The 15,612-nt window shown below is 63.6% G+C and carries 11 protein-coding genes; 6 read left to right on the forward strand and 5 right to left on the reverse strand.

Annotated features, from left to right (window positions below; all coding sequences use genetic code 11):
- Window positions 1–20: 20 nt before the first annotated feature.
- Complete coding sequence (nagZ, locus tag ABM562_RS02055) at window positions 21–1,019, forward strand: beta-N-acetylhexosaminidase (protein WP_177414849.1); 999 nt, start codon at window positions 21–23, stop codon at window positions 1,017–1,019.
- 81 nt (window positions 1,020–1,100) lie between these two features.
- On the opposite strand, the gene ABM562_RS02060 is transcribed toward nagZ, so the two are convergent.
- From ABM562_RS02060 to mfd, 3 genes are all read right to left on the reverse strand, one after another.
- A complete protein-coding gene (locus ABM562_RS02060) occupies window positions 1,101–3,446 on the reverse strand; it encodes a DEAD/DEAH box helicase (protein WP_442795555.1) in 2,346 nt (781 codons plus the stop codon).
- Window positions 3,447–3,740: 294 nt separating this feature from the next.
- Window positions 3,741–4,301, reverse strand: a complete 561-nt coding sequence (locus ABM562_RS02065; protein WP_115086089.1) for a CsiV family protein — start codon at window positions 4,299–4,301, stop codon at window positions 3,741–3,743.
- Between the two features lie 10 nt (window positions 4,302–4,311).
- Entirely contained in the window at window positions 4,312–7,761 is a 3,450-nt protein-coding gene (gene mfd / locus ABM562_RS02070; protein ID WP_460420639.1) for a transcription-repair coupling factor, read from the reverse strand.
- A gap of 169 nt (window positions 7,762–7,930) precedes the next feature.
- Here mfd and ABM562_RS02075 point away from each other — a divergent pair, with 169 nt between their 5' ends.
- The 3 genes from ABM562_RS02075 (at window position 7,931) to sthA (ending at window position 12,134) form a co-directional block, all read left to right on the forward strand.
- Entirely contained in the window at window positions 7,931–9,394 is a 1,464-nt protein-coding gene (locus ABM562_RS02075) for a glyceraldehyde-3-phosphate dehydrogenase (RefSeq protein ID WP_460420641.1), read from the forward strand.
- Between the two features lie 73 nt (window positions 9,395–9,467).
- The gene (locus ABM562_RS02080) at window positions 9,468–10,466 is read left to right on the forward strand and encodes an FAD:protein FMN transferase (protein WP_460420643.1); all 999 of its coding nucleotides are present in this window, start codon (window positions 9,468–9,470) and stop codon (window positions 10,464–10,466) included.
- A gap of 273 nt (window positions 10,467–10,739) precedes the next feature.
- Window positions 10,740–12,134 carry a Si-specific NAD(P)(+) transhydrogenase gene (gene sthA, locus ABM562_RS02085; RefSeq protein ID WP_115086093.1) on the forward strand — a complete coding sequence of 465 codons (1,395 nt, stop codon included), beginning with the start codon at window positions 10,740–10,742 and terminating at the stop codon, window positions 12,132–12,134.
- Window positions 12,135–12,176: 42 nt separating this feature from the next.
- On the opposite strand, the gene ABM562_RS02090 is transcribed toward sthA, so the two are convergent.
- Window positions 12,177–12,899 carry a glycerophosphodiester phosphodiesterase gene (locus tag ABM562_RS02090; RefSeq protein ID WP_115086094.1) on the reverse strand — a complete coding sequence of 241 codons (723 nt, stop codon included), beginning with the start codon at window positions 12,897–12,899 and terminating at the stop codon, window positions 12,177–12,179.
- 28 nt (window positions 12,900–12,927) lie between these two features.
- Window positions 12,928–13,515: a PilZ domain-containing protein gene (locus tag ABM562_RS02095; protein WP_115086095.1), complete on the reverse strand. Its 588-nt coding sequence runs from the start codon at window positions 13,513–13,515 to the stop codon at window positions 12,928–12,930.
- A 94-nt stretch (window positions 13,516–13,609) separates the two neighbouring features.
- Here ABM562_RS02095 and ABM562_RS02100 point away from each other — a divergent pair, with 94 nt between their 5' ends.
- Window positions 13,610–14,860, forward strand: coding sequence for a lipoprotein-releasing ABC transporter permease subunit (locus ABM562_RS02100; protein WP_115086096.1), 1,251 nt, complete (start codon window positions 13,610–13,612; stop codon window positions 14,858–14,860).
- A gap of 7 nt (window positions 14,861–14,867) precedes the next feature.
- Window positions 14,868–15,551, forward strand: a complete 684-nt coding sequence (lolD, locus tag ABM562_RS02105) for a lipoprotein-releasing ABC transporter ATP-binding protein LolD (protein WP_177414845.1) — start codon at window positions 14,868–14,870, stop codon at window positions 15,549–15,551.
- Window positions 15,552–15,612: the final 61 nt, after the last annotated feature.

Raw genomic sequence — 15,612 nt, forward strand, 5'->3', positions numbered from 1 at the left:
GATCAATTATGAGTGCCAGCCTGCAAGGCTCCCTGATGGTCGACATCGCCGGTACCTGGCTGACCGCCGAGGACCGCCAGCTTTTGCGCCAGCCCGAAGTGGCCGGCCTGATTATCTTCGCCCGTAACATCGAATGCCCGCGCCAGGTGCGCGAGCTGTGCGCTTCGATCCGCGCCATTCGCCCGGAGCTGATCCTGGCGGTGGACCAGGAGGGTGGTCGGGTCCAGCGCCTGCGCCAGGGTTTTGTACGCCTGCCGGCGATGCGTGCGATTGCCGATAACGACAATGCTGAATACCTGGCCGAGCAATGCGGTTGGCTGATGGCCACCGAAGTGCTGGCGGTGGGCCTGGACCTGAGCTTCGCTCCGGTGCTGGACCTCGATCACCAGCGCAGCGCCGTGGTCGGCAGCCGCGCCTTCGAAGGTGATCCGCAGCGCGCCACGCTACTGGCCGGTGCCTTTATCCGCGGTATGAACGCCGCGGGCATGGCCGCCTGTGGCAAGCATTTCCCCGGCCATGGCTGGGCCGAGGCCGATTCCCATGTGGCGATTCCCACCGATGAGCGCAGCCTGGAGCAGATCCGCGCGGCCGATCTGGTGCCGTTCACTCGTTTGAGTGGGCAGCTGGCGGCGGTGATGCCGGCCCATGTGATCTATCCACAGGTCGACAACCAGCCGGCCGGTTTCTCCCGGCGCTGGCTGCAGGACATCCTGCGCGGCGAGTTGGGTTTCAATGGGGTGATCTTCAGTGACGACCTGTCCATGGCCGGTGCCCATGTGGTCGGTGACGCGGCCAGTCGAATCGAGGCGGCGCTGAGCGCCGGCTGTGACATGGGCCTGGTGTGCAATGACCGGGCAGCAGCCGAGCTTGCGCTGACAGCGGCCCAGCGCCTGAAGGTCAAACCTTCGCCACGTATCGCGCAGATGCGCGGGCAGGGCTTTGCCCGTACCGACTATCGTCAACAGCCGCGCTGGCTGGAGGCGCTTGGGGCGCTCAAGGAAGCTCAACTGGTAGATTGATTGCAGGGCTGCGTTGCAGCCCATCGCTGGCAAGCCAGCTCCCACAGGGTCCGTGTGGGAGCTGGCTTGCCAGCGATGGATTCACCGCGCACTAGCGCCGTGCCGCTTCCCCGGCAACGGCGCCAACAGCGCATCGATATCTTCCGCCGCCAAACGCCAGTCCCCCGCCTGCCGTCCATCCAGCACACCCGCCGCCAGCGCCGATTTCTCCTGCTGCAACTGCTGGATCTTCTCTTCCACCGTGCCCCGGGTAATCAGCTTGTAGACGAACACCGGCTTCTCCTGGCCAATGCGATAAGCGCGGTCGGTGGCCTGGTTTTCCGCTGCCGGGTTCCACCACGGGTCGTAGTGGATCACGGTGTCAGCCGCGGTCAGGTTCAAGCCAACGCCGCCGGCCTTGAGGCTGATCAGAAAGATCTGCAGCTGGCCGCTTTGGAAGTCCTGCACCGGCGCCCGGCGATCGCGGGTTTCGCCGGTCAGCAGGGCGTAGGCGATACCGCGTTGCTGCAGCTCTGCCTCGATCAATCGCAGCATGCTGGTGAACTGCGAAAACAGCAGCACCCGCCGGCCTTCGGCGAGAAGCTCTTCGAGCATCTCCATCAGGCTCGCAAGCTTGCCTGAATGAGCGCCCCGAGCGGTCGAGGCCTCGCTGTTGATCAGGCGCAGGTCGCAGCACACCTGGCGCAGCTTGAGCAGCGCTTCGAGGATGATGATCTGGCTGCGCGCCACGCCCTTGCGGGTGATTTCCGCACGGACTTTCTGGTCCATGGCCAGGCGCATGGTTTCGTACACGTCGCGCTGCGCATCGCTGAGCTCGACCCAGTGGATCATCTCGGTCTTGGCCGGCAGTTCGGTGGCCACCTGTTCCTTGGTGCGGCGCAACAGGAAGGGTTTGATCCGGGCGTTGAGGTGCTGCAGGCGTTCGCCATTGCCCTGGCGCTCGATCGGCACCCGGTAGTCGCGGTTGAAGGCTTTGGCATCACCCAGCCAGCCAGGCAGCAGGAAGTGAAACAGCGACCACAGCTCGCCCAGGTGGTTTTCCAGCGGCGTGCCGCTCAGGCACAGGCGCTGGCGGGCTTCGAGCTGACGCGCCGCCTGGGCCGCCTTGCTGCCCGGGCTCTTGATGTACTGCGCCTCGTCGAGGATCAGCACATGCAGCATCAGGCCCTTGAAGTGCGCCAGGTCCTTGGGCAGCAGGGCATAGGTGGTCAGCAGCAGGTCGTAATCCTGCAGGTTGTCGAAATGCTTGCGCCGGCCGATGCCCTGCAGGGCCAGAACCCGCAAGCCGGGGGCGAAGCGTTCGGCTTCGTCCTGCCAGTTGGGGATCAGGCTGGTGGGCATCACCACCATGGCCGGACGGGTCAGGCGCCCGGCGTTCTTTTCGCTGAGCAGGTGGGCGAGGGTCTGCAGGGTTTTGCCCAGGCCCATGTCGTCAGCGAGGATGCCACCGACCTCCAGCTCGCGCAGGGCCTGCATCCAGCTCAGGCCTTCGATCTGATAGGGGCGCAGGGTAGCATTCAGGCCATCCGGGGTTTGCGCCGGCTGCAGGCGGATGTCGCGCAGGCGCTCGCCCAGGCCGCGTACCCGCTCGCCGCCTTGCCAGCTCAGTGGCAGGTCTTCCAGGGCGTTGAGGCGGGTGGCGTCGAGGGTGGGCAGGCGCACGCTGGTTTCACCGGGCTCACGCAGGTAGAAGTCGCCGAGGGTTGCCAGTACCGGCTTGAGGCGGCCGTAGGGCAGGGCCACTTGCAGGCTGCGCCGTGCTTCGCCCGCAGGGGCGGGAATCTGCACCAGCAACTGTTCATCATCGCGGCGCTTGTGCAATTGCGCCGGGTTGAGCAGTTCCGGATGGCTGCGCAGCACGTTGAGCAGGATCGGCAGCAGGCTCAGGCGCTGGCCATTGACCTCGATGCCCAGTTCCAGGTCGAACCAGTCGCGGCCGCTGGCCTCGTCGATCTGCGCGTACCAGTCGTCAACCTCGGCGAGATTGAAGGCGAAGTCGTCGGTGTACTCGATCTCCCAGCCTTGCTCGCGCAGGGCAGGCAGGTCGTTGAGCATGAAGCGCAGCCAGGCCGCTTCGGAAGCCAGTTCCAGCAGGTCGCCGGCGCTCTCCGGCAAGGCCTTGCTTTGCCGGGTGGCGACCTTGAAACCCAGGCGCTGAAGGGTCTGGCGGATCTGGCTTTCGATCTCGGTGTGGCGCTGTATGCGTTGGCTGGTGGTGCCATCCAGGCGGGTGACTTCCTTGCCTTGCCTGCCGCTGGCGCGAATGCCGTCATAGTTGAACGACAGCGCCGCCCGGTGCTGGTGCTGGCGCTGCATCCTGCCGGTTTGCGGCACGTAGGCGCTGAATTCGTGGCTGCCCAGAATCAGGTGGGGCGTGGGGGCAATACCGTCGATGATCTTCTCGCTCAATGTTCTGGGGGTGGGGATCTGCCGATTGAGGGTGTGGATCCGGTGGCTGAATTTTACCACCTGGCTTTGCGGAACCACCGGCGCCGAAGCGAGGTACGAAGCAATGACTTGATCATAGCTGTGGCGCAGGCGGCCAATCCTTTCCTCGGCCGGATCAAAGTAGTACTGCCATCCTTGCGGCGGTTGCAGGTGTACGGGGTAATCGAGGCTTTGCCCTCTGGCATCAGGTCCAGCTCGTACACCAGCATGCGCCCGACGTGGCTGACGGCTTGGCCAGTCTGTCGAGCCAGTTTTCCAGGGGCGGGCATCCGGCTACTGCTCCATCATCTCCGGCGCAGGCGTCGGCGCGCTCACTGGCCGGTTGGCTGTGACCTTGAGCAGCAGGGCCAGGTGGCCGCCGTCGAGAAAGGTCAGCTCGCCATTTTTGATGTTGCTGTTGCTCTGCTTGAGCGGCTCGCTCTGGATCACGCTGCCATTGCCGTCGAACTGGTTGACCCAGAAGTTGGCATCCGCTGCGATGAAACGCTCTTCCTTGAGGGTCAGGTTGCCGGCGATGGGGAACTGGCCGAAGTGTTCTTCGCCATCGCTGATCGCCACCGTGCCGGCGTCCTGTTTCCAGGCCTTGTGCAGCAGCACGGTGTACTGTGGGTCGGCCGCAAGCTTGGCCGCCTCGTCATTCAGTACCGGTTGGCGCAGGTCAGCCTCGGCGACGACCTGGGCGCCGTTGCGCCAGTCTTCCGGGGCCGACTTGCTGGTGATTGCCGGCACGGCGTTCTGCCGCACCAGGATCATTTCGACCTGAAAAGTGCCATCGGCAAATGCCGCCGGGGCAATCAGCGCCAGCAGCAGGGTCAGGCTACGCATTGCACGCATGGATCTTCCTTCACGCAGATTGTGGGGTCAGGCGCTCGAACAGCGCCTCAAGGTTGTTGAAGCGTTCTTCCGGGCGCTCCATCGGCACCAGGAACTTGAACTGGGTGGCGCCTTCGAACTTGTAGCGTTTGGGCTGGCCCTGGATCAGCTTGATCAGTACCAGCGGATCGACCGGGGTCTCGGCCTCGAATTCGATCTTGCCGCCATTGGGCCCGGCGTCGACCTTCTTGATGCCGAGTTTCTCTGCCTGCAGCTTGAGCAGGGTCAGGCGCACCAGGTTCTTGGTCGGCTCCGGCAGCAGGCCGAAGCGGTCGATCATCTCTACCTGCAGGTCCTTGAGGCCGTCTTCGTCCACCGCCGAAGCGATGCGCTTGTAGAGGATCAGCCGCGCATGCACATCCGGCAGGTAGTCCTCGGGAATCAGCGCCGGCAAACGCAGGTTGATTTCCGGGCCACCGCCCAGCGGCTGGTCGAGGTTCGGCTGGGTGCCTTTGCGAATGGCCTTGACCGCGCGCTCGAGCATTTCCATGTACAGGGTAAAACCGACCGCCTGGATCTGCCCGCTCTGGCCTTCGCCGAGCAGCTCGCCGGCGCCGCGGATTTCCAGGTCGTTGGTGGCCAGGACGAAGCCAGCCCCCAGGTCCTGGGTGTTGGCGATGGCTTCCAGGCGCTTCTCGGCGTCCGGGGTGATCTGCTGGCGCGGCGGGGTGAGCAGGTAGGCATAGGCCTGGTGATGGCTGCGCCCGACCCGGCCGCGCAACTGGTGCAACTGGGCCAGGCCGAACTTGTCGGCACGCTCGATGATGATGGTGTTGGCGCTTGGCACGTCGATGCCGGTCTCGATGATGGTCGAGGCGATCAGCACGTTGAAGCGCTTGTGGTAGAAGTCGCTCATCACCTGTTCGAGTTCGCGTTCGCGCATCTGCCCGTGGCCGATGCCGATGCGGGCTTCCGGTACCAGCTCGGCAAGGTCGGCGGCGCATTTTTCGATGCTCTTCACATCGTTGTGCAGGTAATACACCTGGCCGCCGCGCAGCAGCTCACGCAGCAGCGCCTCCTTGACCGTGCTCTTGTTCTGCTCCATGACGAAGGTGCGCACCGACAGCCGGCGCGCCGGCGGCGTGGCGATGATCGACAGGTCGCGCATGCCGGCCACGGCCATGTTCAGGGTGCGCGGGATCGGCGTGGCGGTCAGGGTAAGGATGTCCACCTCGCTGCGCAGGGCCTTGAGCTGCTCTTTCTGGCGCACGCCGAAACGGTGTTCTTCGTCGATGATCACCAGGCCCAGGTCCTTGACCTTGACGTCGTCCTGCAACAGCTTGTGGGTACCGATGACGATGTCGATCTTGCCTTCGGCCAGGTCCGCCACCGCAGCGGCGACTTCCTTGGGCGACTTGAAGCGGCTCATCACCTCGACCGTTACCGGCCAGTCGGCAAAGCGGTCGCGGAAGCTGTTGTAGTGCTGTTGGGCGAGCAGGGTGGTGGGGACCAGGATCGCTACCTGGCGGCCGCCGTGTACGGCGATGAACGCGGCGCGCATGGCCACTTCGGTCTTGCCGAAGCCGACGTCGCCGCACACCAGGCGGTCCATCGGCTTGGCCGCGAGCATGTCCTCGCGCACCGCTTCGATGGCGCTCTGCTGGTCCGGGGTTTCCTCGAAGGGGAAACCGGCGCTGAAGGTGGCGTAATCCACCGACGGGTCGGCGAAGGCATAACCTTTGCGCGCGGCGCGGCGGGCATAGATGTCGAGCAGTTCGGCGGCCACGTCACGCACCTGTTCGGCGGCCTTGCGCTTGGCTTTCTGCCAGGTTTCGGAGCCGAGCCGGTGCAGCGGCGCCAGGGCGTCGTCGCTACCGGTGTAGCGGGCGATCAGGTGCAGGTTGGCCACCGGCACGTAGAGCTTGGCGCCCTCGGCGTATTCGAGGGTGAGGAACTCGGCGGCCTGGTTGTCGATCTCCAGGGTGGCCAGGCCCAGGTAGCGGCCGACACCGTGGTCGATATGCACCACCGGCGCGCCTTCGCGCAGCTCGGTGAGGTTCTTGATCACCGCATCGTTGTTGGCGTCGCTGCGCTTGTCGCGGCGCCGGCGCTGCATCACCCGCTGACCGAACAGCGGGCTCTCGGCGACCAGGGCAATGGCCGGCTCATCCAGCAGCAGGCCTTCGTCCAGCGGCGCGATGGTGATTGCCAGGCGCTCCTTGCCGGCAACGAAGGCGCTCCAGCTGTCGACGGTTTGCGGGCGCAGCTTCAGGCGCTCAAGCAGCTCCAGCAGCACTTCGCGACGGCCCGCCGACTCGGCGGTGAACAGCACGCGGCCGGGGAATTGCTTAAGAAAGCCCGACAGCGCCGCCAATGGCTGGTTGGCCTTGGCTTCGATGGCAAGGTTGGGCAGGACCTGGGCGGCAAAGCGCTCGCGGCCGACGCCGCTGTCGACGTCATCCTGGCTGACCACCACCCGTGGCCAGCTTTTCAGCCGGGCGAAGCAGTCTTCCACCGGCAGGAACAGCTCGGCCGGCGGCAGCAATGGCCGTGCCGGGTCGATGCGGCGCTCCTCGTAACGGTTGCGCACATCGCTCCAGAAGTGCTCGGCAGCCTGCTCGACGCCCGGCAGGGAGAACACCTGGGTGTCCTGGGGCAGGTAGTCGAACAGGGTCGAGGTGTCTTCGAAGAACAGCGGCAGGTAGTACTCGATACCGGCCGGAGTGATGCCGCTGGACAGGTCCTGGAAGATCGGGCAGCGGCGAAAATCGACATCGAAACGCTCGCGAAAGCGCGCCTTGAAGCGCGTCACTGCATCTTTTTGCAGCGGGAACTCGCGGGCCGGCAACAGCCGCACCGAGTCGACCTTGTCGATCGAGCGCTGGGTTTCCGGGTCGAAGGTACGCAGGGTCTCGATCTCGTCATCGAACAGATCGATGCGGTACGGCAGCTTGCTGCCCATCGGGAACAGGTCGATCAAGGCGCCGCGCACGGCGAATTCGCCATGCTCGTACACCGTGTCGACACAGCGGTAGCCGCTGGCTTCAAGGCGCGTGCGCATCTGCTCGACATCAAGCTTCTGGCCGATGTCCAGAACCAGGCTGCTGCCGAGCAAGAAGCGCGTCGGCGCCAGGCGGTGCAGGGCCGTGGTGATCGGTACCACGAGAATGCCGTGATCGAGCTCCGGCAGCCGGTACAGGCTGGAAATCCGCTGGGAAATGATGTCCTGGTGCGGCGAGAACAGGTCGTAGGGCAGGGTTTCCCAATCGGGGAACGGCAGCACCGGCAGCTCGGGCGCAAAGAAACGCAGCTCCTGCTCGAGGCGGTCAGCGCTCTGGCTGTCGGCGGTCAGCAGCAGGGTGAAGCGTTTGGCGGCACTGGCCGCTTCGGCAATGGCCAGGCTCAGGGCGGCGCCCGGCAGGTTGCCCCAGGTTTGTTTGCCGGCAGTGGCCGGCAGGTGCGGTAGACGCAGAACAGGCACGGGAGGTCGAGCTCCAAGCGTTGCGACAAAGACGCCAATTGTAGCGGGCACAGGCCCGCGCTGTCAGGTTTGTGCAGGCTAAAAGCATGTAGTGAATTGCCGGCGACAGGCGCTCATTGCCCGATGGGCTGCGGGGCGTCATAATGTAGCCCCTTTTTTCTGTCCCTACATGTGGAAGGTTCCCGTGACTCAGAAGCCCGACCAGTGTCTTGGTGAGTGGATTGATCGTGAAGCGCTTGCAGAAGCGATGATCCCGCTTATCGGTCAGCTCTACCGCAATAACAATGTGGTGAGCTCGATCTATGGCCGTAGCCTGATCAACCGCTCGGTGATCTCGATCCTCAAAGCACACCGCTTTGCCCGTCATCGCCAGACCGACGAAACCGAACTGTCTGTACACGAGACATTCCCGCTGCTCAAAGCCATGAGCGAGCTGAAACTGGGCGCCGCTTCGGTCGACCTGGGCAAGCTGGCCAACAAATTCAAGCAAGAAGGCAACGGCCGTAGCGCCGAGCAGTTCGTGCGTGAAGAAATGGCTGACGTGGTTGGCCAGCAAAACGTTTCGGCGCGCAAAGGCACTGACGTCGTGCTGTACGGCTTCGGTCGTATCGGCCGTCTGCTGGCGCGTATCCTGATCGAGAAAACCGGTGGTGGCGACGGCCTGCGTCTGCGCGCCATCGTCGTGCGCAAAGGCGCCGAGAACGATCTGGTCAAGCGTGCCAGCCTGCTGCGTCGTGACTCGGTGCACGGCCCGTTCGATGGCACTATCACCATCGACGAAGCCAACAACACCATCACCGCCAACGGCAACCTGATCCAGGTTATCTACGCCAAGAACCCGAGCGAAGTCGACTACACCCAGTACGGCATCGAGAATGCCCTGATCGTCGACAACACCGGTGTATGGCGTGACGCCGACGGCCTGGGCCAGCACCTGGCCTGCCCGGGCGCTGCTCGCGTGATCCTCACCGCACCTGGCAAGGGCGCGCTGAAGAACATCGTGCACGGCATCAACCATGGCGAAATCAGCGCCGATGACAAGATCATCTCCGCGGCTTCCTGCACCACCAACGCCATCGTTCCTGTGCTGAAGGCGGTCAACGACAAGTTCGGTATCATCAACGGTCACGTTGAAACCGTTCACTCGTTCACCAACGACCAGAACCTGATCGACAACTTCCACAAGGGCAGCCGTCGTGGCCGCGCCGCGCCGCTGAACATGGTTATCACCGAGACCGGTGCCGCCACTGCAGCCGCCAAGGCACTGCCAGTGCTCAAGGGCAAGCTGACCGGCAATGCGATCCGCGTACCTACGCCGAACGTGTCGATGGCCATCCTGAACCTGAACCTGGAAAAAGCCACCAACCGCGAAGAGATCAACGAGTACCTGCGCCAGATGGCCATGCACTCGGACCTGCACAAGCAGATCGACTACGTGAGCTCCCAGGAAGTGGTCTCCACCGACTTCGTCGGCTCGCGCCACGCCGGTGTGGTCGATGCCGAAGCCACCATCTGCAACGATAACCGTGTTGTCCTGTACGTCTGGTACGACAACGAATTCGGTTACAGCTGCCAGGTAGTGCGCGTGATGGAAGACATGGCTGGCGTCAATCCGCCTGCTTTCCCACACTAAGCTTGGCTTGGTCGTGAAAGACGGGAACCTCAGGGTTCCCGTTTTTTTTGCCTGAATTTCTCCAGGAGGTTGGATGCGCAAGGCAGTGTTGACAGGCGTGTTGCTGAGCCTGGCCGGATGCGGGCAAGGCGACAGTCTCGAGCGCATCAGCGGCCCGACCATGGGCAGCAGCTATACCGTGCAGTATGTGCGTACACCCCGGGGCCCGGCGCCGGAGCAGGTCAGGCGCGAGGTGGAGCGGATTCTCGAGGGCATCGATAAGCGCTTTTCCACCTACCGCAGTGATTCGTTGACCGAAGCCTTTAACAGACTGCCAGCGAACAGTTGCCAGCCAATGCCGGCTGATGTGCTTGAGCTGGTGCGGGTTGGCGAGCAACTGGCGCAGCAGAGTGACGGCGCGTTTGACCTGACCGTGGAGCCGTTGCTCGACCTGTGGGGCTTCGGCCCGCAGTCGCGCAGTGAAAAAGTACCGGATGCCCAGGCCCTGGCAGCCACTCGCCAGCGGGTCGGGCATGGGCATTTGCGCATTGTTGGCGAGCAGCTGTGCAAGGATGCGCCGGTGGAAGTGGACTTCAACAGCATCGCTGCCGGGCATGCGGTGAACTTGCTGGTGGAGCGGCTAAAAGCCCTGGGTGTCGCGGATTTGCTGGTCGAAGCCACGGGCGAGCTCAAGGCCATCGGGCGCAAAGCGGACGGCAGTCACTGGAACGTGGCCCTGGAATTGCCCCGCGATGATCGTCAGATTGCCCAGCAAGTGCTGGCGGTGGACGGTTTTGGTGTGTCTACCTCCGGTGACTATCGCAATTATTTCGAGGAGAATGGCCAGCGCTATTCGCACACCTTCGATGCGCGTCTGGGTAAACCGGTGAAACACGACCTGGCGGCGGTGACGGTGTTTGACCGATCGACGCTGATGGCCGATGGGTATTCGACCTTGTTGTTTATCCTCGGGCCTGAGCGGGGCTGGGAATTTGCCCTCCAGCACGAGATTGCTGCAGTGTTCGTGACCCGGGTTGCCGATGGTTTCGTCTCCCGCAGTACGCCGGCGTTTGCCCAGGTGAACAAGCAGTAACCAGTTTTTGTGGGAGCTGGCCTTGCCAGCGATGCAGGCGACGCGCAATCGCTGACACTGCGCTGATGCCATCGCCGGCAAGGCCGGCTCCCACAGGGTTTGTGTAAATGACATGTAGTGCAGAGAAAAATAGCCTACGACGCGACCAAGGGTTAATGTGCGCGGCGTTCAAGCTTGATTAGACTGCACCCGAATTTTTTCATGGCGCCGCTGGCGACATGAGGTAGCCCCGCCCGCCGATGTGGCGCGCGGGCCTGTTCTGAAGGAGTACGCATGGCTGTCTACAACTACGACGTAGTGGTGCTGGGTTCCGGCCCCGCAGGAGAAGGGGCGGCAATGAATGCTGCCAAAGCAGGACGCAAGGTGGCGATGGTCGATAGCCGTCGCCAGGTCGGCGGCAACTGCACCCACCTGGGCACCATCCCGTCCAAGGCCCTGCGTCACTCGGTGCGCCAGATCATGCAGTTCAACACCAACCCGATGTTCCGGGCCATTGGTGAGCCGCGCTGGTTCTCGTTCCCTGACGTTCTGAAAAGCGCCGAGAAGGTGATCTCCAAGCAGGTCGCCTCGCGCACCGGCTACTACGCGCGCAACCGCGTCGACGTGTTCTTCGGCACCGGCAGCTTCGCCGACGAGCAGACCATCGAAGTGGTCTGCGCCAACGGCGTGGTCGAGAAGCTGGTGGCCAAGCACATCATCATCGCCACCGGTTCGCGTCCGTATCGCCCGGCCGATATCGATTTCCACCACCCGCGAATCTACGATAGCGACACCATCCTCAGCCTCGGCCACACCCCGCGCAAACTGATCGTCTACGGCGCTGGCGTGATTGGCTGTGAATACGCCTCGATCTTCAGTGGTCTGGGTGTGCTGGTAGAGCTGGTGGACAACCGCGGCCAGTTGCTGAGCTTCCTCGACTCGGAAATCTCCCAGGCGTTGAGCTACCACTTCAGCAACAACAACATCACCGTGCGCCACAACGAAGAGTACGAGCGTGTCGAAGGCCTGGACAACGGTGTGATCCTGCACCTCAAGTCCGGCAAGAAGATCAAGGCCGACGCCTTGCTCTGGTGCAACGGCCGTACGGGCAACACCGACAAGCTGGGCCTGGAAAACATCGGCATCAAGGTCAACAGCCGTGGCCAGATCGAAGTCGACGAGAACTACCGCACCCATGTGCCGAACATCTACGGTGCCGGTGACGTGATCGGCTGGCCGAGCCTGGCCAGCGCCGCTCACGACCAGGGCCGCTCGGCCGCTGGCAGCATCGTCGACAACGGCAGCTGGCGCTTCGTCAACGATGTGCCGACCGGTATCTACACCATTCCGGAGATCAGCTCGATCGGCAAGAACGAGCAGGAGCTGACCCAGGCCAAGGTGCCGTATGAAGTGGGCAAGGCCTTCTTCAAGGGCATGGCCCGGGCGCAGATCGCCGGTGAGCCACAAGGCATGCTGAAGATCCTGTTCCACCGCGAAACCCTGGAAATCCTCGGCGTGCACTGCTTCGGTTACCAGGCGTCGGAGATCGTCCACATCGGCCAGGCGATCATGGATCAGCCGGGTGAGCACAACACTCTGAAGTACTTCGTCAACACCACCTTCAACTATCCGACCATGGCCGAAGCCTATCGGGTAGCGGCTTACGACGGCCTCAACCGGCTTTTTTGAGCGGCTCCGGCCGGTGGCCTGAGCCGGCCGGGGAGACCGATTTCAGCGATTCTCGAGGGTGGCGCTGGCCAAACCGGGAAAGTCTGTAATCAGGCTGTCTACGCCGAAGTCGGCGAGCCTGCGCATCAGCGCCGGCTCGTTGACTGTCCACACCGACACGTGCAACCCCTGGCGCTGGGCCTTGATCAGGCGCTCGGGGGTGCACAGTGTCCAGTTCAACGCCAGCAAGTTGCAGTCATAGTTCTGGGCGACCTTCAGCGGGTCGAGCCAGGCGTATTCGGCGACCAGCCCCCTGGAAATATCCGGTGTCAGCTCAAGCGCTGCGCCCAGCACTTCCCGTGAGCTCGAGGTGATGGTGATCTTGTCGAGCAGGCCGAACTGCTGGGCCATTTCGCGGATTGCCAGCACGGTGGTGGCGGCGCGGGTGCGCGAGGCACTCTTGACTTCCAGCTGCCAGTGCTCGAAATCGCACTTCTCGAACAGTTCCTCAAGGCGCGGGACAGGGCAGGGCGAGACCCAGCCCGGGCCGCCCTTGCGCGCGTCATAGGTGGCAAGGTCTGCCGCGCTGTGTTCGACGACCTTGCCGCGCCGGCCGGTGGTGCGCTTGAGGCTGGGGTCGTGGATCACCATCAGCTGGTTGTCGGCTGACAGGTGCAGGTCGAGCTCGCAGCGACGCACGCCGTGCCCAAGGCACTGCTGGAAGCTGGCGAGGGTGTTTTCGGGGGCTTCGCCCTTGGCGCCGCGGTGGCCGTAAATCGTGGTCACGTTTGTTCCTTCAACAAATAAGTGAAACTCAGGAGGCGCTTGGCTCGTTCTGCTCCAGGGCCTGGCGTCGTTGTTGCGCTTGGCGTTGCAGGATGTAGCGGGCCAGCAGCTGGCGCTGGGCATCGGTGGTGTCGACGAATTCGGTGCCGATCTCGTAGAGGCCATCGGCGTTGCGATCGCAATGGGTAACCTTGGCGCGCAGCAGCAGGCCCAGGGCCTGGGGCATCAGCACCATCTTCACCGCGATACGTGCGCCGGCAGCCACCGGCTCGGCCTGGCTGAACTCGATGCCGCCCTCGGACAGCACCACCGTCTGTGGCGCGCTCAGCTGCCCGAGCAAGGTCTGCGCGACCACCGCGCTAAGCAGGTCGATGCGCTTGTTCTGAGCCTTGAGAAAGGCGGCCAGGGTGCGGTCCTTGTCACTGAGCTGGCGCAGCAGGTGCTGGGATTCGAACTCGCTCAGGTGCAGTTCGCTGAGCAGGTTGAACAGCGGCGAAGTATCTTGCAACAAGTCCGCGCCAGGCGCTTCGGTGGCGCTCAACGGGCTAATTTCCAGTGCGATCTGATCCTCGATACGGTAGTATTCGCGGCGATCTTCTTCATCTAATGTCGACATGGCGAACCCATGGTAGCGGCGGTGGTCTGAGTGTAAAGCTGCTATTCAAGCCCCGCCACAAGGACGTTCCTCTTTCATCCGAACAAGCCCCGACATGTTCAGACCTCTCTTCGTATTCATCGGCACGCGTTATACCCGTGCCAAGCGTCGCAACCACTTCGTCTCGTTCATTTCCCTGACCTCGATGATCGGCCTCGCCCTGGGCGTTGTCGTGATGATCGTGGTGTTGTCGGTCATGAATGGCTTCGATCACGAGATGCGCACCCGGGTGTTGGGCATGGTGCCCCACGCCACACTGGAAACCGGCCAGCCGATCAACGACTGGCCCGCCCTTGCCAGTCAAGTAAAGCAGAACCCGCAGGTTCTGGCGGTGGCGCCCTTCACCCAGATGCAGGGCCTGCTGACCCATGACGGCAAGGTGCAGAAGGTGCTGCTCAATGGCATCGACCCGGCCCAGGAACGCAAGGTCTCGATCATCGACGACTTTATCCGCGAGGGTAAGCTCGATGACCTGGCTCCCGGCGAGTTCGGCATCATGATCGGCGACAAGGCGGCGACCAAACTGGGCGTTGGCATCGGCGACAAGCTGACCTTCGTCGCCCCGGAGGTCACCGTGACCCCGGCCGGCATGTTCCCGCGCATGAAGCGTTTCACCGTGGTCGGCATCTTCCATGTCGGCGCCGGCGAAATCGACGGCTACCTGGGCCTGACCAACCTGTCGGACCTGTCCCGCCTGCACCGCTGGAAGTCCGACCAGGTCCAGGGCCTGCGCCTGAAGTTCGACGACCTGTTCCAGGCCCCGCGAGTTGCCTGGGACATCGCCCAGAAACTCGGCGAGCAGGAGTTCTACGCCCGCGACTGGACCCGCAGCCACGGCAACCTGTACCAGGCGATCCGCATGGAAAAAGCCATGATCGGCCTGCTGTTGCTGCTGATCGTCGCGGTGGCGGCGTTCAACATCATTTCCACCCTGGTGATGGTGGTCAACGACAAGAAGGGCGATATCGCCATCCTGCGCACCCTGGGTTCGACGCCTGGGCAGATCATGGCCATCTTCATGGTCCAGGGCACGGTGATCGGCGTGGTCGGCACCCTGATCGGCGCGTTGGTGGGCATTTTTGCCGCGCTCAATGTCAGCGCCGCGATTGCCGGCATCGAGACCCTGATCGGGCACAAGTTCCTCAATGCCGACGTCTACTTCATCGACTACCTGCCTTCGCAGATCATGGCCGAGGACGTGTGGATGGTCTGCGGTGCGGCATTGGTCCTGAGTTTCCTCGCCACCCTGTATCCGGCCTGGCGTGCGGCACGCACCCAGCCTGCGGAGGCGCTACGTTATGAGTGAGTTGGGCATGAGTGATAAAGCAGTGCTGAGTTGCCGCAACCTGGGCAAGTCCTACGAGGAAGGCCCGGAGAAGGTCCAGGTGTTGTCCGGTTTGCAGCTGGAGCTGCACCCGGGCGAGCGGGTGGCGATCGTCGGTAGTTCGGGTTCGGGCAAGAGTACCTTGCTCAACCTGCTCGGCGGCCTCGACACGCCTTCCGAAGGCAGCGTCTGGCTGGCCGGCGAAGAGCTCTCGGCGCTGGGCGAACGCGCCCGTGGCCTGCTGCGCAACCGCGCCCTGGGCTTTGTCTACCAGTTCCACCACCTGCTGCCGGAGTTCACCGCGCTGGAGAACGTGTGCATGCCGCTGCTGATCGGCCGCACCGCCATCCCTGAAGCTCGCGAGCGCGCCGAAGCGTTGCTCAAGCGCGTCGGCCTGGGCCATCGCCTGAGCCACAAGCCGGCCGAGTTGTCCGGTGGTGAGCGCCAGCGCGTGGCCATCGCCCGGGCGCTGGTCAACCGTCCGGGGCTGGTAATGCTTGACGAGCCGACCGGCAACCTCGATCACCACACCGCCCAGGGCATCCAGGACCTCATGCAGGAGCTGAGCAGCGCTTCGCAGACGGCCTTCCTGGTGGTGACCCACGATCTCAACCTGGCGCGGCAGATGGACCGTGTGCTGCGTCTGGAAGACGGGCACCTGGTCCCGATCTGACGGCCCGCGCAATGTGCCCGCCGGGTTAGGCGGGCACCTGGTTTCTTTTCTTTACCCGGGT

The organism is Pseudomonas sp. ZL2 (assembly GCF_054788455.1).